General features: G+C 65.6%; 12 protein-coding genes. 3 read left to right on the forward strand and 9 right to left on the reverse strand.

The window, feature by feature from the left end; translation table 11 throughout:
* Window positions 1-231 precede the first annotated feature (231 nt).
* Together AB6802_RS22740 and AB6802_RS22745 are read left to right on the forward strand one after the other, a co-directional pair.
* Window positions 232-8,310 (forward strand): autotransporter outer membrane beta-barrel domain-containing protein, encoded by an 8,079-nt coding sequence (locus tag AB6802_RS22740; RefSeq protein ID WP_371012424.1) that lies wholly within the window; start codon window positions 232-234, stop codon window positions 8,308-8,310.
* A gap of 33 nt (window positions 8,311-8,343) precedes the next feature.
* Entirely contained in the window at window positions 8,344-8,940 is a 597-nt protein-coding gene (locus tag AB6802_RS22745) for an invasion associated locus B family protein (RefSeq protein WP_371012425.1), read from the forward strand.
* 171 nt (window positions 8,941-9,111) lie between these two features.
* Here the strand turns inward: AB6802_RS22745 and AB6802_RS22750 are convergent, their stop codons facing one another.
* The 7 genes from AB6802_RS22750 to AB6802_RS22780 are packed head-to-tail and all read right to left on the reverse strand — an operon-like array spanning window position 9,112 to window position 17,294.
* A complete protein-coding gene (locus AB6802_RS22750) occupies window positions 9,112-9,804 on the reverse strand; it encodes a response regulator transcription factor (protein ID WP_371012426.1) in 693 nt (230 codons plus the stop codon).
* Window positions 9,801-12,521, reverse strand: a complete 2,721-nt coding sequence (locus AB6802_RS22755; RefSeq protein ID WP_371012427.1) for a DUF4118 domain-containing protein — start codon at window positions 12,519-12,521, stop codon at window positions 9,801-9,803. The genes AB6802_RS22750 and AB6802_RS22755 overlap by 4 nt, the downstream gene beginning before the upstream one ends.
* A 57-nt stretch (window positions 12,522-12,578) precedes the next feature.
* On the reverse strand, window positions 12,579-13,142 hold the full coding sequence (gene kdpC, locus AB6802_RS22760; protein ID WP_371012428.1) for a potassium-transporting ATPase subunit KdpC: 564 nt from the start codon (window positions 13,140-13,142) through the stop codon (window positions 12,579-12,581).
* Between the two features lie 11 nt (window positions 13,143-13,153).
* Complete coding sequence (gene kdpB / locus AB6802_RS22765; protein ID WP_371012429.1) at window positions 13,154-15,250, reverse strand: potassium-transporting ATPase subunit KdpB; 2,097 nt, start codon at window positions 15,248-15,250, stop codon at window positions 13,154-13,156.
* Window positions 15,247-15,459, reverse strand: coding sequence for a hypothetical protein (locus AB6802_RS22770; protein ID WP_371012430.1), 213 nt, complete (start codon window positions 15,457-15,459; stop codon window positions 15,247-15,249). Before AB6802_RS22770 ends, kdpB begins: the two co-directional genes overlap by 4 nt.
* 7 nt (window positions 15,460-15,466) lie before the next feature.
* A complete protein-coding gene (gene kdpA / locus AB6802_RS22775) occupies window positions 15,467-17,170 on the reverse strand; it encodes a potassium-transporting ATPase subunit KdpA (protein WP_371012431.1) in 1,704 nt (567 codons plus the stop codon).
* A gap of 34 nt (window positions 17,171-17,204) precedes the next feature.
* Window positions 17,205-17,294, reverse strand: a complete 90-nt coding sequence (locus tag AB6802_RS22780) for a K(+)-transporting ATPase subunit F (protein ID WP_112096557.1) — start codon at window positions 17,292-17,294, stop codon at window positions 17,205-17,207.
* A gap of 371 nt (window positions 17,295-17,665) precedes the next feature.
* On the opposite strand from AB6802_RS22780, the gene AB6802_RS22785 reads away from it, so the two are divergent.
* Window positions 17,666-19,456, forward strand: a complete 1,791-nt coding sequence (locus AB6802_RS22785) for an NAD(P)/FAD-dependent oxidoreductase (protein ID WP_371012432.1) — start codon at window positions 17,666-17,668, stop codon at window positions 19,454-19,456.
* Window positions 19,457-19,648: 192 nt separating this feature from the next.
* Here the strand turns inward: AB6802_RS22785 and AB6802_RS22790 are convergent, their stop codons facing one another.
* Both AB6802_RS22790 and AB6802_RS22795 read right to left on the reverse strand, forming a co-directional pair.
* Entirely contained in the window at window positions 19,649-20,872 is a 1,224-nt protein-coding gene (locus tag AB6802_RS22790; RefSeq protein WP_371012433.1) for an amidohydrolase/deacetylase family metallohydrolase, read from the reverse strand.
* Between the two features lie 28 nt (window positions 20,873-20,900).
* Window positions 20,901-21,269, reverse strand: a complete 369-nt coding sequence (locus AB6802_RS22795; RefSeq protein WP_371012557.1) for a RidA family protein — start codon at window positions 21,267-21,269, stop codon at window positions 20,901-20,903.
* Between the last annotated feature and the right edge of the window lie 47 nt (window positions 21,270-21,316).

Genomic DNA, 21,316 nt, shown 5'->3' on the forward strand with positions numbered 1-21,316 from the left:
CAAGCCGCAACGGGGTCGTGGCGCTGATCTCAGGGGAGTGACGGCGGGCACGAATAGGGGTGGGGTGGCATGGCTTTGTTTTCAACGCGCTGTGGGCGGCGTGCGTTCTTTGATGACGAGTGCCGGTGGGCAATCCGGCTGGGCGGGTCAGGCGGCCCGGTTCCCGAGACGAAGACTTTTTCAGGCGAGGGCCGGGGACGAACTGTCTTAAGGGCCGGGCGTCTGTCGCTGTTGCTTGGCGCCACGGCGCTGGCCGGGCTCTCCGCCATCGACATTGCCAGATCACAGGTGGTCATCGACCAGAACGGTTCTGCGGCTCCCGATAGAGGGCCAGGCGGTTATGACGATGACGGCGCCAATGGCCACGACGGTGGTAACGCTACAGGCACCAACAATGTAGACCAACTCAATATCGGCGCATCCACTTTCGTGGGAACGGCCAATGGTGGCAAAGGCGGCAATGGCGGCTATGGCGGCGCCGGCACACCGGTACATACCAATGGCGGCGAAGGCGGCAATGGTGGTCACGGCGGCACGGTCGACATCACAAACAACGCCGATCTTTCGGCCGTCGGCGACAACCATCACGGAATAGTCGCAACGGCAATCGGCGGCAATGGCGGCAATGGCGGCGGGGCGGCGCCTGCGGCAACATCCGAATCCGGCGACGCAGGCAGCGGCGGTGCCGGAGGCAGCGCCACGGCCACGGCCTCCGCAACCAGTACCGTCAGCACGACTGGCAATTCGTCATTCGGCATCTATGCCGACGCTAGCGGCGGCAATGGCGGCCAAGGCGGGGATTTCGATGCGGCCTTGATCGGCGCCGGCGGGAACGGCGGCAATGGCGCTTCCGGCGGCAGCGCATCGGCGAGCAATGCGGGCTCCGTCAGCACGTCCGGAACCTTTTCATACGGCATGCTGGTCCGGTCGGCCGGCGGCAACGGCGGCAACGGCAAGGGTGGCCTCGGCATCATATCCGAGGGCGGCAATGGCGGCGCCGCGACGATTGGCGGAATCGTCGAAGGCACCAATGAGAGCACCGGCGTTATCACCACCGGAGGCGATTTTGCCAGCGGCATGGTCGTCCAGTCGGTCGGCGGCGGCGGCGGCAATGGCGGCGGCGCCTTTGGTCTGTTCGGCGGCGGCGGCTCGGGGGCCGCAGGCAATGACGGGTCGGCGGCAACCGCCACCAATAACGGCAAAATCACCACGAACGGCACCGGCGCGATCGGCATGCTGGTGGAATCGATTGGCGGCGGCGGCGGCGACGGAGGCGGGGCAGCCGGCATCGTGTCGATCGGCGGCACGGCCGGCGGCGGCGGCACCGGCGGTACGGTCACCGCGAATGTCGGCGGCACGATCATCACAGGCGCCGATGGCAGCGGCGACGGCGCCCATGGCGTGCTTGCGCAATCGGTCGGCGGCGGCGGCGGCAATGGCGGCTACGGGGCAGCGGCGCTTTCGAACATAGCGGTGGCCATAGGCGGTGGCGGCGGCACAGGCGGCAATGGCGGTTCCGTGAACGTCAACCAGGCCGGCGCCGGCGCCAGCGTCTCCACCCAAGGCAGTTCGGCTATCGGCATCCTGGCCCAGTCGGTTGGCGGCGGCGGCGGCAACGGTGGCGGCAGCATAGCGGCCGGAGCCTTCGTCTCGGTCGCCGTCGGCGGCAGTGGCGCGGCGGGCGGCGATGGCGGCGAGGTGACTTACAACGTCGCCAATGCGACGGTGAATACGAACGGCAGCGACTCCATCGGCATTCTGGCGCAATCCGTGGGCGGTGGCGGCGGCAATGGCGGATTTGCGCTCAGCGGCGCGGGTCTGGCCGCTGTCGGTGTCGGAGGCAAGGGTGCGGCCGCAGGCGTCGGCAAAAAGGTCGATGTAACCAGCGGCGGCAAAGTCGAAACGCAGCAGCAGCGTTCAGCCGGCATCATTGCGCAATCGATTGGCGGCGGCGGCGGCAATGGCGGATTCTCGGCTGCGGGCAGCTTAGGCGCCAGCGTCGGCGTCGGCGGCTCGGGAAGCAAAGGCGGTGACGGCGGCCAGGTGTTTTTCCGAACGCCGGACGGCGGCAATCAAACCATCATCACGCATGGCGCGGATTCGGCGGGCCTGATTGTGCAGTCAATCGGCGGCGGCGGTGGCAATGGCGGCTTCGCAGGAACGTTTGCGGTCGCCGCGACGGTGGGCATCGGCGGCGGTGCCGGCGCCGCGGGCGCGGGCGTCGATGTGCACGCTACCTATAATGGCTCGGTCGAGACCTTCGGTGAACGCTCGGCCGGCATCATCGTGCAGTCGATCGGCGGTGGCGGCGGCAATGGCGGCGGCGTCATCGGTCTTAGCGCCGGCATCACCGTCGGCGTCGGCGGAAGCGCCGCCGGCGGCGGCGGCGCAGGTGCGGTCGAATACCATTCCGCCAGCACGACCATCACCACGCATGAAGTGAATTCTGCCGGCCTTATCGTGCAGTCGATCGGCGGCGGCGGCGGCAATGGCGGTTTCTCGTTCAACCTGGCCGCGGGCGCGTCCGTCGGCGTCGGCGGCAAGGGCGGCGCGGCGGGCGCGTCGAACACCGTCACGGTCGGTATCGACGACGGCACCATCCATACGATGAAGGACCATTCGACCGGCATTCTCGCACAATCGGTGGGCGGGGGCGGCGGCACGGGCGGCGGCAGCATAGCGGGAAGCCTGTCGCTCAATGTCGGCATCGCCGGCAACGGCGCCGGCGGCGGCAACGGCAACACCGTCGATGTCACCAACGGCGCCGACATCACCACCGACGGCATCCAGTCGCATGGCATCCAGGCGCAGTCGGTCGGCGGCGGCGGCGGCTCGGGCGGCTTCTCGATCGCCGTCGGCGGACCTTCGCTCGCGGTCGGCGGCGCAGCTAAAGACGGCGGCAGCGCCATGAAGGTCACGGTGACCAATTCCGGCGTGATCAAGACCAATGAGGATTTGTCGGTCGGCATCCTGGCCCAGGCGATCGGCGGTGGCGGCGGCGATGGCGGTCTCGCCGGGGCGGGTGGCCTGTTCACTGCTGTCGGCGTCGGCGGCAAGGGCGGCGGCGGCGGCAATGGCGGCGAGGTGGAGGTCACCAACAACGCCAACATCACGACCAAGGGCGACCTTGCTCACGGCATCATGGCGCAATCGGTCGGCGGCGGCGGCGGCAATGGCGGCAATGCCGGCGCGGTCTCGGTCGGCCTCTTTGTCGGCGTCGGCGTCGCCGTCGGCGGCGACGGTGGCGCGGGCCGCGACGCGATGAAGGTGACGGTCGAGCATACCGGCGACATCACCGTCAGCGGCATGGGCGCCAAGGGCATCATCGCCCAGGCCATCGGCGGCGGCGGCGGTAATGGCGGCAAAGCTGTCGCCGGCGCTTTCAGCGTCGGGCTCTACGCATCCGCGGCCGTGGCGGTGACCGTCGGCGGCAGCGGCGGCGACGGCGGCTCGGGCGGCGAGGTTACGGTCAAGGCGAACGGCAACATCGTGTCCCTGACCGACGCGGACGGTTCGGGCGGCATCGTGGCGCAATCGATCGGCGGCGGCGGCGGCAATGGCGGCCGCGCCACCTCGATCGCCGGCGCCATCAGCGACGAGGTCGCGATCAATCTCGGCGTCGCCATCGGCGGCAGCGGCGGCAATGGCGGCCAGGGCAACAAGGTCACGGTGGAGTCCGGCCTGGTCAGCGGCGGCCAGATCGTCACCCATGGCTTCCAGGCGGTCGGCATCCTGGCCCAGTCGATCGGCGGCGGCGGCGGCAATGGAGGCGACACGTTCGGCGGTGCTGGCGGCTACGGCAACAGCGTGACGGTGACGGCTTCCGTCAACATCGGCGGCAAGGGCGGCGGTTGCATCGGCAACGATCCGACCAAGTGCAACAATGCAGGCGATGTCCACGTCAACAATGCGATGACTGTCTCCACAGATGGCGATTCCTCGAGCGCGATCGTGGCGCAATCGATCGGCGGCGGCGGCGGCAATGGCGGCACCAGCACCGGCGGCAGCGCCAATGTCGGTGGCGGCGACGGCGTCAACATCGCCGCCAATTTCGCCATGGGCGGCGGCGGTGGCCAGGGCGGCTTCGGCAACACGGTCGATGTCACCAACTCGGGCAATCTGACCACGACCGGCGCTTTCTCCTCCGGCATCATGGCGCAGTCGATCGGCGGCGGTGGCGGCATCGGCGGCTCGAGCACGGCGAAATCCTACAACATCGGCGGCACCAGCCAGACCAGCGTTAGCGTCAATATGGGCCTCGGCGGTTCGGGCGGCGGGGCGGCCAACGCCATGAAAGTCACCGTCAACAACACCGGCATTATCGACACGACGGGCTTCGGGTCGTCCGGCATCGTCGCCATGTCCGTCGGCGGTGGCGGTGGCGCGGCCGGTGCTGCGTCCGCTTCCGACGAAGATGTCGGCGGCGGCGATGATGCAGGCGCGGGCGACGACGGCAAGACGACGGTTTCGATCGGCGTGGCGCTCGCCCTTCCCGGCGGCACAGCCGGCGATGGCGGCGCGGTTTCCGTCACCAACAACAATTTTATCACCACGGACGGCGCCTTCTCCTATGGCATCAGTGCCAGCTCGATCGGCGGCGGCGGCGGTGTCGGCGGCTCGGCTTCGGCCGGCGCCAAGGCGGAATACGCGATCGGTGGCGGCATTGGCGGCGCCGGCGGCAGCGCCGGCACTGGTGCGCTTGTCGAGGTGACCAATGACGTGAATGGTCACATTTGGACGAAGCGAGAGAATTCGATCGGGATCTTCGCGCAGTCGATCGGCGGCGGCGGCGGCTCCGGCGGCGCGGGCAAGAGCACAGGCAGCGACGGCGGCACCGTGGACGTCAAGTTCACGATGGGCGGCTCCGGCGCCGGTGGCGGCGATGGCGGCGAAGTTCATGTCACCAACAATGGAACCGTCGAAACCGACATGGCCAATTCGCATGGCATCATGGCGCAATCCATCGGTGGCAGCGGCGGCGTCGGCGGCGCTGCAGGATCGACGTCAGCGGATGCCAAGGTTTCCATTTCGGCTGCCTTGGGTGGTCTCGGCGGCGGTGGTGGCGTCGGAAAATTCGTCCATGTCATCAACAATCAGACCGGCATTATCCACACTGAAGGCGACAACTCCTACGGCGTCTTTGCGCAGTCGATCGGAGGCGGCGGCGGCGCGGCCGGCAGCGGTTCGACAACGACAGGTGCGGCCAAAGACGTTTCCGTCAGCCTTTCGGTCGGCGGTATTGGCGGGGTAGGCAGCAGGGGCGGTGACGTCACGGTCGAAAATCATGGCCAGATCACCACCGATGGCTATCTCTCGCATGGCATCTTCGCGCAGTCCGTGGGCGGCGGCGGCGGCGCTTCGGGCGCGGCCGCCAATGCGACCGAGGGAGACACCAATGTCGGCGGGCAAGTGCTCGCTATCGGTGTTTCACTGCCTGCCGGCGTCGGTGCCGACGGTGGTCATGTCATCGTTTCCAATGACGGCGTGATAACCACCAACAAGGACGGCGCGATCGGCATCTTTGCCCAGTCGATCGGCGGCGGCGGCGGCTATGGCGGCACGGTTTCGAGCGATGCGGCCGGGGACAATGCCTTTGCCTTGCAGATCGGTGGCTTCGGCGGTCGAGGCGGCAATGGCGGCCAAGTGGATGTCACCGTTTCGGGCGTCATCGAGACGTTCGGTGAGCGTGCGCACGGGGTGGTGGCTGAATCCATCGGCGGCGGTGGCGGCTATGGCGGCGATGCCAAGGGCAAGACGTCCAACGCGCTCGCCATCGGCGGACTTGGCGGGGACGGCGGCAACGGCGGCGACGTCAACGTCACGCGCACCGGCGAGATCATCACGCATGGCAAGGACTCCGTTGCAATCATCGCGCAATCGATCGGCGGCGGCGGCGGCTTCGGTGGCGCGGGCTTCGGCCGGTTCGGCGCCGATGACGATGGCGGCGGGCCCAACGCCATCGGCTTCAACACGCCTGGCGGCACCAAGGGCAATGGCGGAACGGTCACGATCAAGCAGTCCGGCGCCATCGAAACCGACGGCGACCGCGCGCATGGTATCGTGGCACAGGCCGTCGGCGGCGGTGGCGGCGCGGGCGGTACCGATTCGCTGACCATGGGCAGTTCGGCAGCCGGCTCGCAAGGCGGCATCGGCGATGCGGCGGCGGCATCGGCAAGCACCGACAGCCAGGTCTGGGTCAAGGGCGCAAGCTCGTATGCCATGTTCGGCCAGAGCGCGACCGGCGACGGCGACGCGCACACGGTCGACCTCACGGCAGGTGACAGCCTGTTCGCGCAGGGTGCGGATTCCGTGGCCGTCTATGGCGAAAGCACCGCCGAGCACGCAAAAGGCAACATCACCATCAACCTCAACGGCAAGTATACGATCGGCGGCGCCGGAACGGGCGTGGCGGCAATGCTTGTCGGCGGCGCCGACAACACGCTGACCAACCACAGCCTGCTCTACGCGATGGGAGCGAACCCGACCTTCGAGATCCAGGCATCGCAGTTCAAGGCGTTCCAGACCTTCCTGCTGGCGCCTGGTCCGGTGGTGCCGACAGACGCGATCCTGGAATCGCTGCTGGACGATTTCAGTCCGTTCGCGATCACCGGCACGTCGGGCGACGACCATATCGACAATTCGCAGGCAGTGAGCACTCTCGGCCGCGTGATCGGCAACATCGATCTCGGCGGCGGCAACAACAGCTTCCACAATTTCGCCGATGCCTCGATGGTCGGCCTCAAGACCATCGATCTTGGCGGCGGGCTGTTCACCAATGACGGACTCTATACCAGCCAAGGCATCGGCGTGGTGGCGACCGTCGATGTCACCGGCGGATTTACCCAGGACAGCACCGGCAGTTTCGTCACCGACATCGACCTCAACAACCAGATCACCGATGCGGTGACCTTGAGTGGCGCCGGCGATTTCGACGGCACGGCGCCGCTCAACTTCCTGTCGATCGACAAGCTGTTTACGCATTACAAGCTCGCGACGGGTTCGGCGATGACGGATTCCGGCCTGACACCGCACACATTGCATCCGGCGGTCGGTTTCAACTTCCTGGTCAAGGTCGAGAACGGCACCGATCTGGTACTCTACGCCGACAACAAGAGCTTCCTCGAACTGGCGCAGGATCCGGGCTCGGGCACCAGCGATCCGGGCGTGTTCCAGATGGCGCAGTATCTCGACGATCTCGAGGCTGCGTCCAGTCCGGACAATCCGATGGCGCGGCTGATCAACATGCTGCGCTTCTCGCAGACCGAGGCCGAGCTCGGCGCCGCGCTGACCCGGCTGACGCCACACTATGCCGTGCACACCTTCGACATGATCAACCGCTCCACCGACATCATGCTCGACCAAGCGCGCGAGTGCACTGGCGTCCCGGCCTACAAGAACGCCGACGGCCGCTGCATCTGGGGCACCATCAGCCCGCAGGCCCAGTACAGCAGGGATGCCGGCGCCGGCACCACCAGCCGGGATGATACGTTGAAGACGCTGTCGTTCGGCGGCATCGGCGAGGTGGGCCACAACTGGTCGCTCGGCGCCACCTTCGGCCGCACCGAGTACGATTCCAAGATCGCCAACAATGGCGAGCAGCTCTCCGACACCGAGGGTGAATCCTGGCAGGCCTATGCGCTGGCAAAATATGAAAGCAGCGGCTATTTCGTCGACTTCGCGCTCGGCGGCGGCACCGGCTCCTTCAAGGGGGAACGCGACACGCATGTCGACCCGGTCGCGTTCGTTCCGGGCGAGACGCTGGATGGCGTGTACCTGCCCGAGGAGCTGCTCGACGGCATCGGCGGCAGCGTTTCCTATAAGCAGACCACAAGCCAGTTCGGCGGTTCGGCGCGCATCGGCATGACGCAGCAGATGGGCGCTTTCTATCTGCAGCCGACGATCCAGTTCGACGCGCGCTGGCTCGACGTCTCCGGCAAGGAGGAAGGCTCGGTTGCCGCCTTCAACTTCGACGGCAGCGACACGATGTTCTACGCCGCGACGCCGACGCTTGAACTTGGCACCGATATTCCAATCAGCAACATTGCCAGTTTCCGTATCTACGGAAGGGCCGGCGTCGAATTCTCGACCAAGCAATGGGAGATCGAGGGACGCTTCGCCGCAGCGGAGAATCTGCCGGGCAACCCGGCATTGCACTTGACGGAAGCAATAGATTCGCCGCTCTATCGCGTCGGCGCCGGAGTTGAACTTAATGGCGTCAATGGCGTCGGCCTGTCGGTCAGGTATAACGGCGCCTTCGGGAAAACGGTGAAGCAGAACGCGGTCAGCGCGTCTCTCAAGGTCAACTTCTAGGTTGGCCCCAGGCGGCGGCCAAGAAGGGATCTCATGAGGATGAAGCGCGCGTATTTCGTCGCAATGCTGGCAGCCGCCTGCATTGCCGGTCTCCCGGCGACGGCGCTTGCCGCGCAGAACAAGGGCGACAAGGTGACGCCCGCGGCTCAGCCCGCCGACGCGGCGGCCAAGCCGCAACTGCCGGGCGGCGCCTCGGCGCTGTCGGAAACGCATGGCGACTGGACGGTCAATTGCCAGATCACAGGCACCAACAAGGTGTGCAGCCTGTCGCACCAGCAGTTCAACAAGCAGAGCGGCCAGCGGCTGCTGGCCATCGAATTGACGACCAAGACCGGTCAGGACGCCATCGGCACACTGGCGCTGCCCTTCGGGCTGGCTCTGGCCAATGGCGTGTCGCTCGAAATCGACGACAAGAAGCTGGATGGCACCTTGGCGTTCAACACCTGCCAGGCCGTTGGCTGCCTGGTGCCGGTGACCTTCGATGCCGATACCACGGCGCTGCTGCAGAACGGCACCACGCTGAAGGTCAACGCCACGGCCGCCGACACGACGCAGCCGATCGCCTTCACCATCTCGCTCAATGGTTTCGGCGGCGCGCTCGCCCGGACGGCGGACCTGTCGGCGGATTAAGCGCCGGAGACCGTCCGGCCGATGTCTTTTGGCGGCTCTACCCGTGGTGATTTGCCGAAACGTTGAACGCTTAGTCATCTACGGGCGGAGCAAGGAGCGAAGCGACGCGGCGCAGACCCTGGGACGACGATCTTGAGCTGCTGCGGCCAACCGCCACGGTCTCTGCCTCAGCTACTCCACCTCGCGCAGGCGATAGCCGACGCCGGTCTCGGTCGTGATGTAGCGCGGCTGGTCCGGCGTCTTTTCGATCTTCTGCCGCAACTGCCGCACATAGACGCGCAGATACTGGACGTCGGTGGTGTCGCCCCAGATCTGTTTGAGCATGAACTGGTGGGTCAGCACCTTGCCGGCATGCTGCACCAGGATGCGCAGGATATCGTATTCCTTGGGCGATAGTTTTACCTCATTGCCCTCGACCTTGACGATGCGCTTGACCAGATCGACGGTGAGATCGCCGGTGTGGAACACCGGCTTTTCGCCCTGCTGCTGGAATTTGTGGCGCAGCGCCACGCGGATGCGGGCGACCAGCTCGTTCATGCCGAACGGTTTTGTCACGTAATCGTCGGCGCCGAGTTCGAGCGCCGAGACGATGCCGGCCTCGTCGGTGCGGCTGGAGAGGATGACGACCGGAACATCGAGGCCGTCACCGCGCCATTTGGCCAGCAGCTCAAGGCCGGTCATGCCGGGCAGACCGAGGTCGAGCAGGATGAGATCGGGCGACTGCGACTGCATAAGCTCGATCGCGACCCTGGCGCTTGGCGCTTCGGAGACCGCGTAGCCCTGGCTGCCGAGGCCGACACGCAGCAGTTTGCGGATCGGCGGCTCGTCGTCGACGACCAAAATCGAGACGCTCTGGTTGGTCATGCCGTCTGATCCATCTTGGCTTCGCTCATGTCGGGCAGTTCGGCCGGGATAGGCATGCGGATGGTAAAGATCGCGCCGGAGCGGTCGGTGCGGTTCGCCGCCAGGATCGTGCCGCCCATCGCCTCGATGAAGCCGCGGCTGATCGACAGGCCGAGCCCGGTGCCGGCGCGCACCTGGTCGCGCTTGCGCACCCGGTAGAAGGTGTCGAAGATGCGCTCGAGATCCTCCGGCGGGATGCCAGGTCCTTCGTCCATCACCTGCAGGATGACCGCGCCATTGTCGACCCAGCCTTGCAGCCTGATGGTCGAGCCGGGCGAGGCGTATTTGGCGGCATTGTCGAGGAGGTTGAACAGCGCCTGCTCGAACAACACCGGGTCAAGCTTCAGCATTGGCAGGTCCGACGGAAGGTCGGTCTCGATCGTATGCTCGGCGGTGATCTTGCGGGCGCGGTTGAGCGCCGAGCCGACGATATCGCCGACATAGTGGAACGCATAGTTCGGCTCCATCGCGCCGGACTCGATCCTGGTCATGTCGAGCAGATTGGCGATGAAGCGGTTCAGCCGTTCCGACTCGCCGACAACGGTCGACAGAAGCTCGTCACGGTCCTTCTCGGGCAGAGCGGGGGCGAATTCGCGCAACGTGCCGGCTGCGCCCATGATCGCCGCCAGCGGTGTCTTCAAATCGTGCGAGATCGAGGTGAGCAGCGCCGAACGCAGCCGGTCGGCCTCGGCCGCGAGCTTGGCGCGGTCGACATCGGCGACAAGCTGGACGCGCTCGATGGCGACCGCCGCCTGGTCGGCCAGCGCATTGAGCAGGCGTTGTTGCTCGGGCGTCAGCAGCGGTCCCTGCTTGTCGTTGTCGAGACCGATGACACCGATCGCGGTCCGCCCGGTACGCAAGGGGAGGTAGAGGCGTTTGGCGCCTGGCAGCGTGTCGGCGCCGCGGCCTGCCGGCCGATTATGCTCCCAGGCCCAGCGGGCGGCACCGATGTCCGCGTCAACCAAAGTGTCGTCCGGCGGATAGCCGGCCTTGACGGTGATGGTGCCGTTTTCCGGCAGAAGCAGGACGACGCGCAGCTTGAGCATCGAAGCGATCTGGAAGGCGGTGGCCCACAGCACGTCGTCGAGCGTGCCGGCGCCGGCGAGCTTCTTCGAGAAGGAATAGATGTCTTCTGTGGCGCGCGCCCGTGAGCGCGCGGCGACCGCCTGGCGCTGCACGCGCGCGGTCAGGTTGCTGGCGATGACGGCGACGGCAAGAAAGACGGCAAAGGCGACGATGCTTTCCGGATCCCTGATCGTCAGCGTGTAGCGCGGCTCGAGAAAGAAGAAGTTGAAGGCCAGGGCGCTTAGGAAACAGGCGTAAAGCGCCGGCCACAGACCGAATGTCACCGCAGCGGTCAGCACCGCCAGAAGCAGGACGCTGGCGAGATTGCGGACATCGAGGAACTGGTCGAGGATCGTGCTGACGGCCAGCGCTCCGGCGACATAGGCTGTGGAGAACAGATAAGGCCAGACCTGGAAGGGTTTCGGCTCGGCCGCCGCCTTCAGCCTTGGCGACGGCGTATCGGTGTCGCGCTCGCTTCCCGAAATGACATGGACGCTGATGTCGCCGGCATTGCGGATCAGGTCATAGGTCAGCGAGCCCTCGATCAGCTCGCGCCAGCGCGAGCGGGTCGGCCTGCCGACAACGATGTGCGTGAAATTGTTGGCGGTCGCGTGCCGCACGATGTCCTGGGCGACGTTCTGACCCGGGATGGTCGTGATCTCGGCGCCGAGCTGTTCGGCAAGGCGCAGGTTCCTGGCCAGGCGGTCCTTGTCCTCCTCCGACATGCCGGCCAGCCGAGGCGTATCGACATGCAGCGCCGTCCAGGGCGCGCGCAGACGGTCGGCAAGCCGACGCGCATAGCGAATGCGGATGGCTCCGCCGGGCTGCGAGTCGACGCAGACGAGAACCCGTTCGCCTGCCGCCCAGGGCCCTGGAATGGCGTGCGACTGCATGTGATTGAGCAGTTGCTCGTCGACGCGCTGGGCTGTGCGACGCAAGGCCAGTTCGCGCAACGCCGTCAGATTGCCCGGCGAAAAATAATTCTCGATGGCGCGCTGCGCTGTGTTGGGGAAATAGACCTTGCCCTCTTTCAGGCGCTTGAGCAGGTCGTCGGGGGTGAGGTCGATGATCTCGATGTCATCGGCTTCGTCGATGATGGAATCGGGAACCGTCTCGCGCACCCTGACACGGGTGATCTGGGCGACGACGTCGTTCAGGCTTTCGACATGCTGGATGTTGAGCGTGGTGTAGACGTCGATGCCTTGCGCCAGGATTTCCTGGACATCGAGATAGCGCTTGGGATGGCGGCTGCCGGGCGCGTTGGTGTGGGCAAGCTCGTCGACCAGGACGAGCGCCGGCCGCCGCTTCAGAATGGCGTCGATGTCCATTTCCTCAAGCGTCTGGCCCCGGTATTCGACCTGGCGGCGCAGGATCAGCTCATAGCCGTCGACCAGCGCCTGGGTTTCCTTGCGGCCATGCGTCTCGACGATGCCGATCACCACGTCGACGCCGTCGGCGCGCCGGGCGCGGCCGGCCATCAGCATTTCGTAGGTCTTGCCGACACCGGGCGCCGCGCCCAAGAAGATGCGCAGGCGACCGCGCCCTTCCCGCTCGGCATGCTCGAGCAGCGCGTCGGGGGAGGGCCTGGAATCGTTGCTTCGGTCGTCGGGCATCAGGTCCAATCATAGTAGCGCCGGGGGTCGTGTCGATCCCCGGCGCGCGTAGGTGGGTTACTTCAGGTCGTCGAGCGCCAGGTTGAGCGCCAGCACATTGACCACCGGCTCGCCGAGCAGGCCGAGCTCGCGGCCCTCGACATGGCCGTCGACCAGCGACTTGACCTTGGCTTCGTCGACGCCCCGGGCCCTGGCGACGCGTGGCACCTGGAAATAGGCATCGTCGGGGCTGACATCGGGATCGAGGCCGCTGCCCGAGGTGGTGACCAAGCCCATCGGCACCGGCGCGTTCGGGTTTTCCGCCTTCAGCTTCTCGGCGTCGCCCTTGATGCGATCGATCAGCTTCGAGTTGGTCGGGCCGAGATTGGAACCGCCGGAGGCGGTGGCATCATAGCCGTTGCCGGCGGCGGAAGGCCTGCCGTGGAAATATTTGTCGCCGGCGAAGGCCTGGCCGATCAGGCTGGAGCCGATGACCTTGCCGTCCCTGGTGATCAAGCTGCCATTGGCCTGGTTGGGAAACAGCGCCTGGGCGATGCCGGTCATGCCGATCGGATAGATCAGGCCGGTCAACACCGTGAAGAAGACGATCATGACCAAAGCGGGTCGAAGTTGCTTGAGCATCGGAGTTATCCTTATGCGAGGCCGAGGGCGGTGACGATCAGGTCGATCGCCTTGATGCCGACGAACGGCACGACGATGCCGCCAAGGCCGTAGATGAGAAGGTTGCGGCTGAGCAGCGCGCCAGCGCCGATCGGGCGGTACTTGACGCCCTTCAGCGACAGCGGGATCAGCGCGATGATGATCAGCGCGTTGAAGATGATGGCCGACAGGATGGCGCTCTGCGGCGTCGCCAGATGCATGATGTTGAGTGCCTGCAAGGGCCCGGTTTTCTGCCCCGGCGCGACGTAGAAGACCGCGAACATCGCCGGGATGATGGCGAAGTATTTGGCCACGTCGTTGGCGATCGAGAAGGTGGTCAGCGAGCCGCGTGTCATCAACAGCGCCTTGCCGATCTCGACGATCTCGATCAGCTTGGTGGGATCAGAATCCAAGTCCACCATATTGCCCGCTTCCCGCGCGGCCACCGTGCCGGTGTTCATGGCGACGCCGACATCGGCCTGGGCGAGCGCCGGCGCGTCATTGGTGCCGTCGCCGCACATGGCGACCAGCTTGCCTTTGGCCTGCTCCTCGCGGATCAGCGACAGCTTGTTCTCCGGCGTCGCCTGGGCGAGGAAGTCGTCGACGCCGGCTTCAGCGGCGATCGCCGCCGCCGTCAGCGGGTTGTCGCCGGTGATCATCACGGTGCGGATACCCATCTTGCGCAATTCGGCGAAGCGTTCGGCGATGCCGCCCTTGACGATGTCCTTGAGGTGGACGACGCCGAGCAGGCGGCCGTCGCGCTCGACGGCGAGCGGCGTGCCGCCGGCCTTGGCGATCTCGTCGGCGATGGCCTGCAAGTCGCGGGTCGTCTCGCTGGAGGGACGCGTGCCGTGGGCGGCGACCGTCGCCGCCTGGTTGACATGGGCAAGCACCGCGTCGACGGCGCCTTTGCGCACCGACGAGCCGTCGATGTCGACGCCGCTCATCCGGGTCTGCGCGGTGAAGGGCACGAAGTTGGCATGCAGGGTGGCCATGTCGCGGGCGCGGATGCCGTATTTCTCCTTGGCCAGCACGACGATCGAACGTCCCTCGGGCGTTTCGTCGGCGAGCGAGGCGAGTTGGGCTGCGTCGGCCAACTCCTGCTCGTTGACGCCCCTGACCGGGCGGAACTCGGTCGCCTGGCGGTTGCCGAGCGTGATGGTGCCGGTCTTGTCCAAAAGCAGCGTGTCGACGTCGCCGGCGGCCTCGACGGCGCGGCCGGACATGGCGAGCACGTTGAAGCGCACCAGGCGGTCCATGCCGGCAATGCCGATCGCCGACAGCAGCGCGCCGATCGTGGTCGGGATCAGCGTCACGAACAAAGCGACGAGGATCGTCACCGAAATATAACCGCCGGAATAGGCGGCAAAGCTTGGAATGGTCGCGGTCGCCAGCACGAAGATCAGCGTCATGCCGACCAGCAGGATGTTGAGGGCGATCTCGTTCGGCGTCTTCTGGCGCTCGGCGCCCTCGACCAGCGAGATCATGCGGTCGAGGAAGGTGTGGCCGGAAGCGGCGGAGATGCGCACGCGGATCCAGTCCGACAGCACCTGCGTGCCGCCGGTGACGGCCGAGCGGTCGCCGCCGGATTCACGGATGACAGGAGCGGATTCGCCGGTGATCGCCGCTTCGTTGACGGAAGCCACGCCTTCGACCACCTCGCCGTCCGAGGGGATGATGTCGCCCGCCTCGACGAGCACGATGTCGCCGACCTTCAGGCTGGTGCCGGGCACCAGCTTGAACTTGGAGCGGTCCTCGCCGTTGAGCAGCTTGGCCTGGGTCTCGGTGCGCGCCTTGCGCAGCGAATCGGCCTGCGCCTTGCCGCGGCCTTCGGCGACAGCTTCGGCGAAATTGGCGAACAGCACGGTGAACCACAGCCAGATGATGATCTGCAAGGTGAAGCCGAGATCGCCGCCGCCGGTGATGAGATCGCGGATGAAGAGCACGCTGGTCAGCAGCGAGACCACGGCGACGACGAACATCACCGGGTTCTTGATCAGCGTGCGCGGATCGAGCTTGCGGAAGGCGCCGCCAATGGCTGGCACCAGGATGGCCGCATCCATGATAACAGCGGATTTGGACTGGCTCATTTGGAGACTCCAGTATCAATGTTGGACGGCGCCGGATGCTCGGTCTTCGGCAACAAATGCGGAAGGCCGGTGGCCAGCAGCCAGAGCACGAGCAGCACAGCTGCCATGCCGAGGAAGGTTGAGAACGTCGGGAAGGGACGAGGCTTCTCGTTCCCCTCTTCGCCGGGTTGATGCCGGTCGCCTCGGCGTATGTTGGTGAATTTGGGCATGGCCGTCTCAGAAAGTCTGCCCATGGATCATCGCCAGGTGTTCGACGATCGGGCCGATCGCCAGGGCCGGGAAGAAGGTGAGGCCGACGACGATCAGGATGACGCCGACAAGCAGTCCGACGAACAGAGGGCCGTCGGTCGGGAATGTGCCGGCGGAAGCCGGAACCGTCTTCTTGACCGCCAGCGAGCCGGCAATCGCAAGCGCTGGAATGATGACGAAGAAGCGTCCCACCCACATCGTGATGCCAAGCGTGAGGTTGTACCAGGGCGTGTTGCCGCTGAGACCGCCAAAGGCCGAGCCGTTGTTGGCGGCCGCCGAGGTGTAGGCATAGAGAACCTCGGAGAAGCCGTGCGGTCCGCCATTGGCCATCGAGGCCACGGCGCTCGGCAGCACGACCGCGATGGCCGTGAAGACGAGCATGACCAGCGGCAAAGCGAGGATGGCGAGCATCGCCATCTTGACCTCCTTGGCCTCGATCTTCTTGCCGAGATATTCGGGCGTGCGGCCGACCATCAGGCCGGCGACGAAGACGGCGATGATGATGAACATCAGGATGCCGTAGAAACCGGCGCCGACGCCGCCGACGATGACTTCGCCGAGCTGCATGTTGACGAGCGGGATCAAGCCGCCAAGCGCGGTGAAACTGTCGTGCATGGCGTTGACGGCGCCGCAGGAGGCAGCGGTGGTGATGACCGCGAACAGCGCCGAGGCTGCAATGCCGAAGCGGCTCTCCTTGCCTTCCATGTTGCCGCCATCGATGCTCAAGGCATGGACCAGCGGGTTGCCGGCGGCTTCCGCCCAGTAGCAAATGGCGACGCCGGCGACGAACAGCACACCCATCGAAGCAAGGATCGCCCAGCCCTGGCGTTGGTTGCCGACCATGCGGCCGAAGACGTTGGTGAGCGAAGCCCCCAGGGCAAAGATCGTCACCATCTGGATCAGGTTGGAGATCGCGTTCGGGTTCTCGAAGGGGTGCGCGGCATTGGCATTGAAGAAGCCGCCGCCATTGGTGCCGAGCATCTTGATGGCGACCTGCGAGGCGACCGGGCCGAGCGCGATCGTCTGCTTGGCGCCTTCGAGCGTGGTCGCGTCGACATAGGGCCCAAGCGTCTGCGGCATGCCCAGCCAGACATAGACCAGCGTCAGCACGATGCAGATCGGCAGGAGCACGTAGAGCGTGCAGCGGGTGATATCGACCCAGAAATTGCCGATCGACTTGCCGGAAGCGCGTGCGAAACCGCGGATCAACGCCACGGCGATGGCGATGCCGACCGCGGCAGACATGAAATTCTGCACGGTCAGGCCGGCCATCTGCGCGAGATAGGACATCGTGCTCTCGCCGCCGTAATTCTGCCAGTTGGTGTTGGTGACAAAGGAGACGGCGGTGTTGAAGGCAAGGCCCGGTGCGACAGCCGACATCCCGGCCGGATTGTAAGGCAGAACGCCCTGCAGCCGCTGCAGGAAATAGACCGCGAGGAAGCTGGCCAGGCTGAAGAACACGATGCCGACCGCGTATGAGGTCCAGTGCTGCTCCTCGCTCTCGCTGGTTCCCGACGCGCGATAGAGGGCCCGCTCAACGGGGCCTAGGATCGGAGAGAGGAATGTGCGATCGCCGTTGAAGACGCGGTACATGTAGCCACCGAGCGGCTTCACCAGCAAAAGGACGATCACACAGTAAAGAAGGATCTGAATCCATCCGTTGAGGGTCATGACAATAGCTTTCCGTGCCGGGCGCCAGCTGCGATCAGAAACGTTCTGGGCGGATGAGGGCGTAGGTCAGGTAAACGAGGAGGAACAACGTCACCGCCCCGCCGAGGAAATAGTCGAGAAGCATGGATCGATCCTTCCGTTCAGATTCTGTCGCAGACTTTGATGTAGGCGATGGAGAGGACGAAGAATAAAACCTCGATCCCGAGAACAATGATGTCCATGCGTTCGATCCTTGTTTCCGCTTATGTCCAAGGCCTGCATTGGCAGGCTCAAAAAACTATGTGCCAGCGCACGTCATCTTAGCGGTGACGGCGACAAAAGCGCTTTTCGAAGGGAAATATGGACCCGATCGCCATAAAGGTTCGAGACGGGGCGGATGCGAAAGATATAGGAATTTTATAGGGGTTTTGGGCTCGCCGGCTTTTCAATCTGGAAGGCGTAGCGGCAGGCGCCCGAAATTGGATAAGTTGCTGCTGCGCGAAGGGAAGGACCAAAATGCTCGACATCGCACCATCGCAACAGGCGGCCACGTGGCTCGGCTCCTTCGGGCGGGCGCTCGAGGCCGGCGACATCGAGGCGGCGGCCGGCCTGTTCGCGGACGACTGCTACTGGCGCGATCTTTTGACCCTCACATGGAACATCAAGACCATGGAGGGCCAGGCGGCCATTCGCGAGATGCTGAAGGCAACGCTGTCAGAAGCGAAGCCGTCGCATTGGCGGCTGTCCGGAGAGCCGAGCGTCGACGACGGTGTCGTCGAGGCCTGGTTCACCTTCGAGACCATGGTGGCGCGCGGCGAGGGCATTCTGCGCCTCAAGGACGGCCGCTGCCGCACGCTGTTGACGGCGATGAGCGAACTCAAGGGTTTCGAGGAGCAGAAGGGCCCGGCCCGGCCGCTCGGCATTCGCCACAAGGCCGATCCCGAGCGCGAGACCTGGGCCGAAGCCAGAGCCCGAGAAGCGCGCGACCTTGGCGTGCACGAACAACCCTATTGCCTGGTCATCGGCGGCGGCCAGGGCGGCATCATGCTGGGCGCCCGGCTCAGGCAGCTCGGCGTGCCGACGCTGGTCACCGAGAAGAATGCGCGCGCCGGCGATTCCTGGCGCAACCGCTATCGCTCGCTCGTGCTGCACGATCCGGTCTGGTACGATCATCTGCCCTACATCCCGTTCCCTGAAAACTGGCCGGTGTTCACGCCCAAGGACAAGATGGGCGACTGGCTGGAAATGTATACGCGCGTCATGGAGCTCAATTACTGGGTCGCCACCAAATGCCTGAGCGCCAGCTATGACGAGACCGAGAAGGTCTGGACGGTGGTGGTCGACCGTGTCGGCCAGCGCATCACGCTGAAGCCGAAGCACATCGTCTTCGCCACAGGCGCCTATGGCCCGCCACGGCAGATCGAGCTGCCGGGCGCCGAGGCCTTCAAGGGCGAGCTTCTGCATTCCAGCCAGTATTCGAGCGGCGAGAAATTCCGCGGCAAACGCGTCGCGGTGATCGGCGCGGCAAGTTCGGGTCACGATGTCAGCGTCGACCTCTGGGAAAGCGGCGCCAAGGTCACCATGGTTCAGCGCTCGCCGACGACGGTGGTGAAATCCGACACGCTGATGGAGGTCGGCTTCGAGATCTTTTCGGAAAAGGCGCTGGCGCGTGGCATCAGCACCGACAAGGCCGACATGATCGTCGCCTCGGTGCCTTTCGCGCTGGTGCCGAAGGGCCAGAAGGCGCTCTACGATGTCATCCGGGCGCGCGATGCGGATTTCTACAAGCGTCTCGGCGACACCGGTTTCGCGCTCGACTTCGGCGACGACGAAACCGGGCTGTTGATGAAGGCCTACCGCACGGGCTCGGGCTATTACATCGATGTCGGCGCCTGCGCGCTGATCCTCAACGGCGAGATTGCGGTGAAGAGCGGTATCGGCATCAAGTCGCTGACGGCGACCGGCATCCTGTTCGAGGACGGCAGCGAACTCGCTGTCGACGCGATCGTCTGCTGCACCGGCTATCAGTCGATGAACGAGACGGTGGCTGCAATCGTCTCGCGCGACGTCGCCGACAAGGTCGGTCCATGCTGGGGTCTCGGCTCCGGCGTGAAGGGCGATCCCGGCCCATGGCAGGGAGAGCTGCGCAACATGTGGAAGCCGACGGCGCAGGACGCGCTCTGGTTTCACGGCGGCAATCTGGCGCTGTCGCGGTTCTATTCGAAGTTCGTGGCGCTGCAGATCAAGGCGCGGATGGAGGGGATTGCGACGCCGGTTTATGGCGAGCCGAGTAACGCAAGGCGCTGAAGCTGCGTGATCTCCCCCCTCGTGGGGGAGATGGCCGGCAGGCCAGAGGGGGGCGCTGTCCCGCCGGCATCTCAACTATTGCCATCGGCGCCAACTGGCTCTCGGTCGATTGCAAGGCGAGAAAGGTCGCGTTCCTTCGCGCCCCCCTCTGCCCTGCCGGGCATCTCCCCCACGAGGGGGGAAATCGGCTAATTATCTCCCAAAATGCCTGGCCGCCACAGCCACATGGCTGTGGTGCGCATGCGGCTCGAAACGCTCCGTCTCGTTGTGGTCCGGTGCCTCGTTCGGATACCATGTTCCGCCGATAGCAATCCCCTCCGAAACCAGGCGCTGGTCCGCAATCAACGATGCGCCAACCGCATCGACGAAGGTGAAGCGCCCCGGTTTCGCCCTGAGCACCGCGACATCGCCGATGCCGCCTACCCTGAGACTGCCCAGCTCCGGCCTGGCGATTGCCTCGGCCGGGTTCTGCGTTGCGGCGCGCAGCACCTCGACCAGCGGCATGCCGAGCGCCATGAGCTTGGACATGCAGACCAAAATGTCGAAGGCCGGGCCGTCGACGCAGTAGAGATGCACGTCGCTGGAGATGACGTCGGGCGCCAGGCCTTCAACGAGCATGGCTTTTGCCACTTCGAAGTCGAACGAGCCCATGCCGTGGCCGATGTCGAAAATGACGCCGCGCTCACGCGCCAGCCGCATGTCCGGCCGCACCGCGCCGGAAGCGAAGACCGGCGCGTTGGGGAAGGGGCGGAAGCAGTGGGTGAGGATATCGCCGCGACGTAGGCGCGGCAGCACTTCCGAGCGGCCGGGCGGCGGCTCGTCGATATGCGCCATCAGCGGCAGGCCAGCCTTGTCCGCGGCTTCGAGCGCAAGGTCGACGGGCGCGATGCCGCTCGAACCGCCGGCATGCTTGCCGGAACGCACCTTGACGCCGACGACGACATCGGCGTGCTCGCGCACTGCGGCCACCGTTTCGCGCGGTTCACACAGACGCAGGTCGCTGCATTCGCCGACCGACACTGTATTCGAGAACCCAAAAATGCCGGCAAACGAGATGTTGACGTAAGCCAGGATGCGCACCTTCGAGCGCTCGATGACGTGGCGGCGAAAGCCGAGGAAATTGCCGGCGCCGGCGCTGCCGGCATCGATGAAGGTGGTGGTGCCGCTCTTGGCGGCAAGCCGGTCGGCGTCGACGCCGAGCGACGTGCCGCCCCAATAGACATGGCTGTGCAGGTCGACGAGGCCGGGCGTGACGATGCAGTCCCGCGCATCGATGACTTGCGCGGCGTGTTCGGCGTCGATGGCCGCCTCGATCGCGGCGACGCGGCCACCGGCGATGGCGACATCGCGTGGTGCGTCCAGCCGCGACGCCGGGTCGATGAGGCGCCCGCCCTTGATCAGGAGATCGAACTGCATCGCCGGATCCTCCACTATCGCTCGTCGATCAGACCGGTCGGTAGGCCACGGCTTCGATCTCGATCTTGATGTCGATCATCAGCCGTGACTCGACCGTCGTGCGCGCCGGCGGATCCTTCGAAAAATGCCTGGCATAAACGGCATTGAAGCCGCCAAAGTCGCGAGCGTCCTCGAGCCAGACAGTGGTCTTGACGACATCGTCCATGGTGCAGCCGGCCAGCGCCAACGCCGCCTTGACGTTCTGCAGCACCTGCTCGGCCTGCTCGGAAATGCCGCCCTTGACGACCAGCCCATCGCTGCCGACCGGCACCTGGCCCGAGATATAGACGAAGTCGCCGGCACGCACGGCGGGCGAGAGCGGCACATGCGAGGTTCCGAAACACTGCTTGGGCAAAATGGCCTCCTTCGGTCGATTGGGAAACGGCGCTTATAGCCGTCTAGTCG

Source organism: Mesorhizobium sp. RCC_202 (assembly GCF_041355295.1).
Taxonomy (GTDB): Bacteria; Pseudomonadota; Alphaproteobacteria; order Rhizobiales; family Rhizobiaceae; genus Mesorhizobium.

Excerpts from the sequence above, each read along its gene's own strand:
- AB6802_RS22745 (WP_371012425.1), top strand. The coding sequence starts at position 8,344 with ATGAGGATGAAGCGCGCGTATTTCGTCGCAATGCTGGCAGCCGCCTGC.
- AB6802_RS22750 (WP_371012426.1), bottom strand. The coding sequence starts at position 9,804 with ATGACCAACCAGAGCGTCTCGATTTTGGTCGTCGACGACGAGCCGCCG.
- AB6802_RS22755 (WP_371012427.1), bottom strand. The coding sequence starts at position 12,521 with ATGCCCGACGACCGAAGCAACGATTCCAGGCCCTCCCCCGACGCGCTG.
- kdpC (WP_371012428.1), bottom strand. The coding sequence starts at position 13,142 with ATGCTCAAGCAACTTCGACCCGCTTTGGTCATGATCGTCTTCTTCACG.
- kdpB (WP_371012429.1), bottom strand. The coding sequence starts at position 15,250 with ATGAGCCAGTCCAAATCCGCTGTTATCATGGATGCGGCCATCCTGGTG.
- AB6802_RS22770 (WP_371012430.1), bottom strand. The coding sequence starts at position 15,459 with ATGCCCAAATTCACCAACATACGCCGAGGCGACCGGCATCAACCCGGC.
- kdpA (WP_371012431.1), bottom strand. The coding sequence starts at position 17,170 with ATGACCCTCAACGGATGGATTCAGATCCTTCTTTACTGTGTGATCGTC.
- AB6802_RS22780 (WP_112096557.1), bottom strand. The coding sequence starts at position 17,294 with ATGCTTCTCGACTATTTCCTCGGCGGGGCGGTGACGTTGTTCCTCCTC.
- AB6802_RS22785 (WP_371012432.1), top strand. The coding sequence starts at position 17,666 with ATGCTCGACATCGCACCATCGCAACAGGCGGCCACGTGGCTCGGCTCC.
- AB6802_RS22790 (WP_371012433.1), bottom strand. The coding sequence starts at position 20,872 with ATGCAGTTCGATCTCCTGATCAAGGGCGGGCGCCTCATCGACCCGGCG.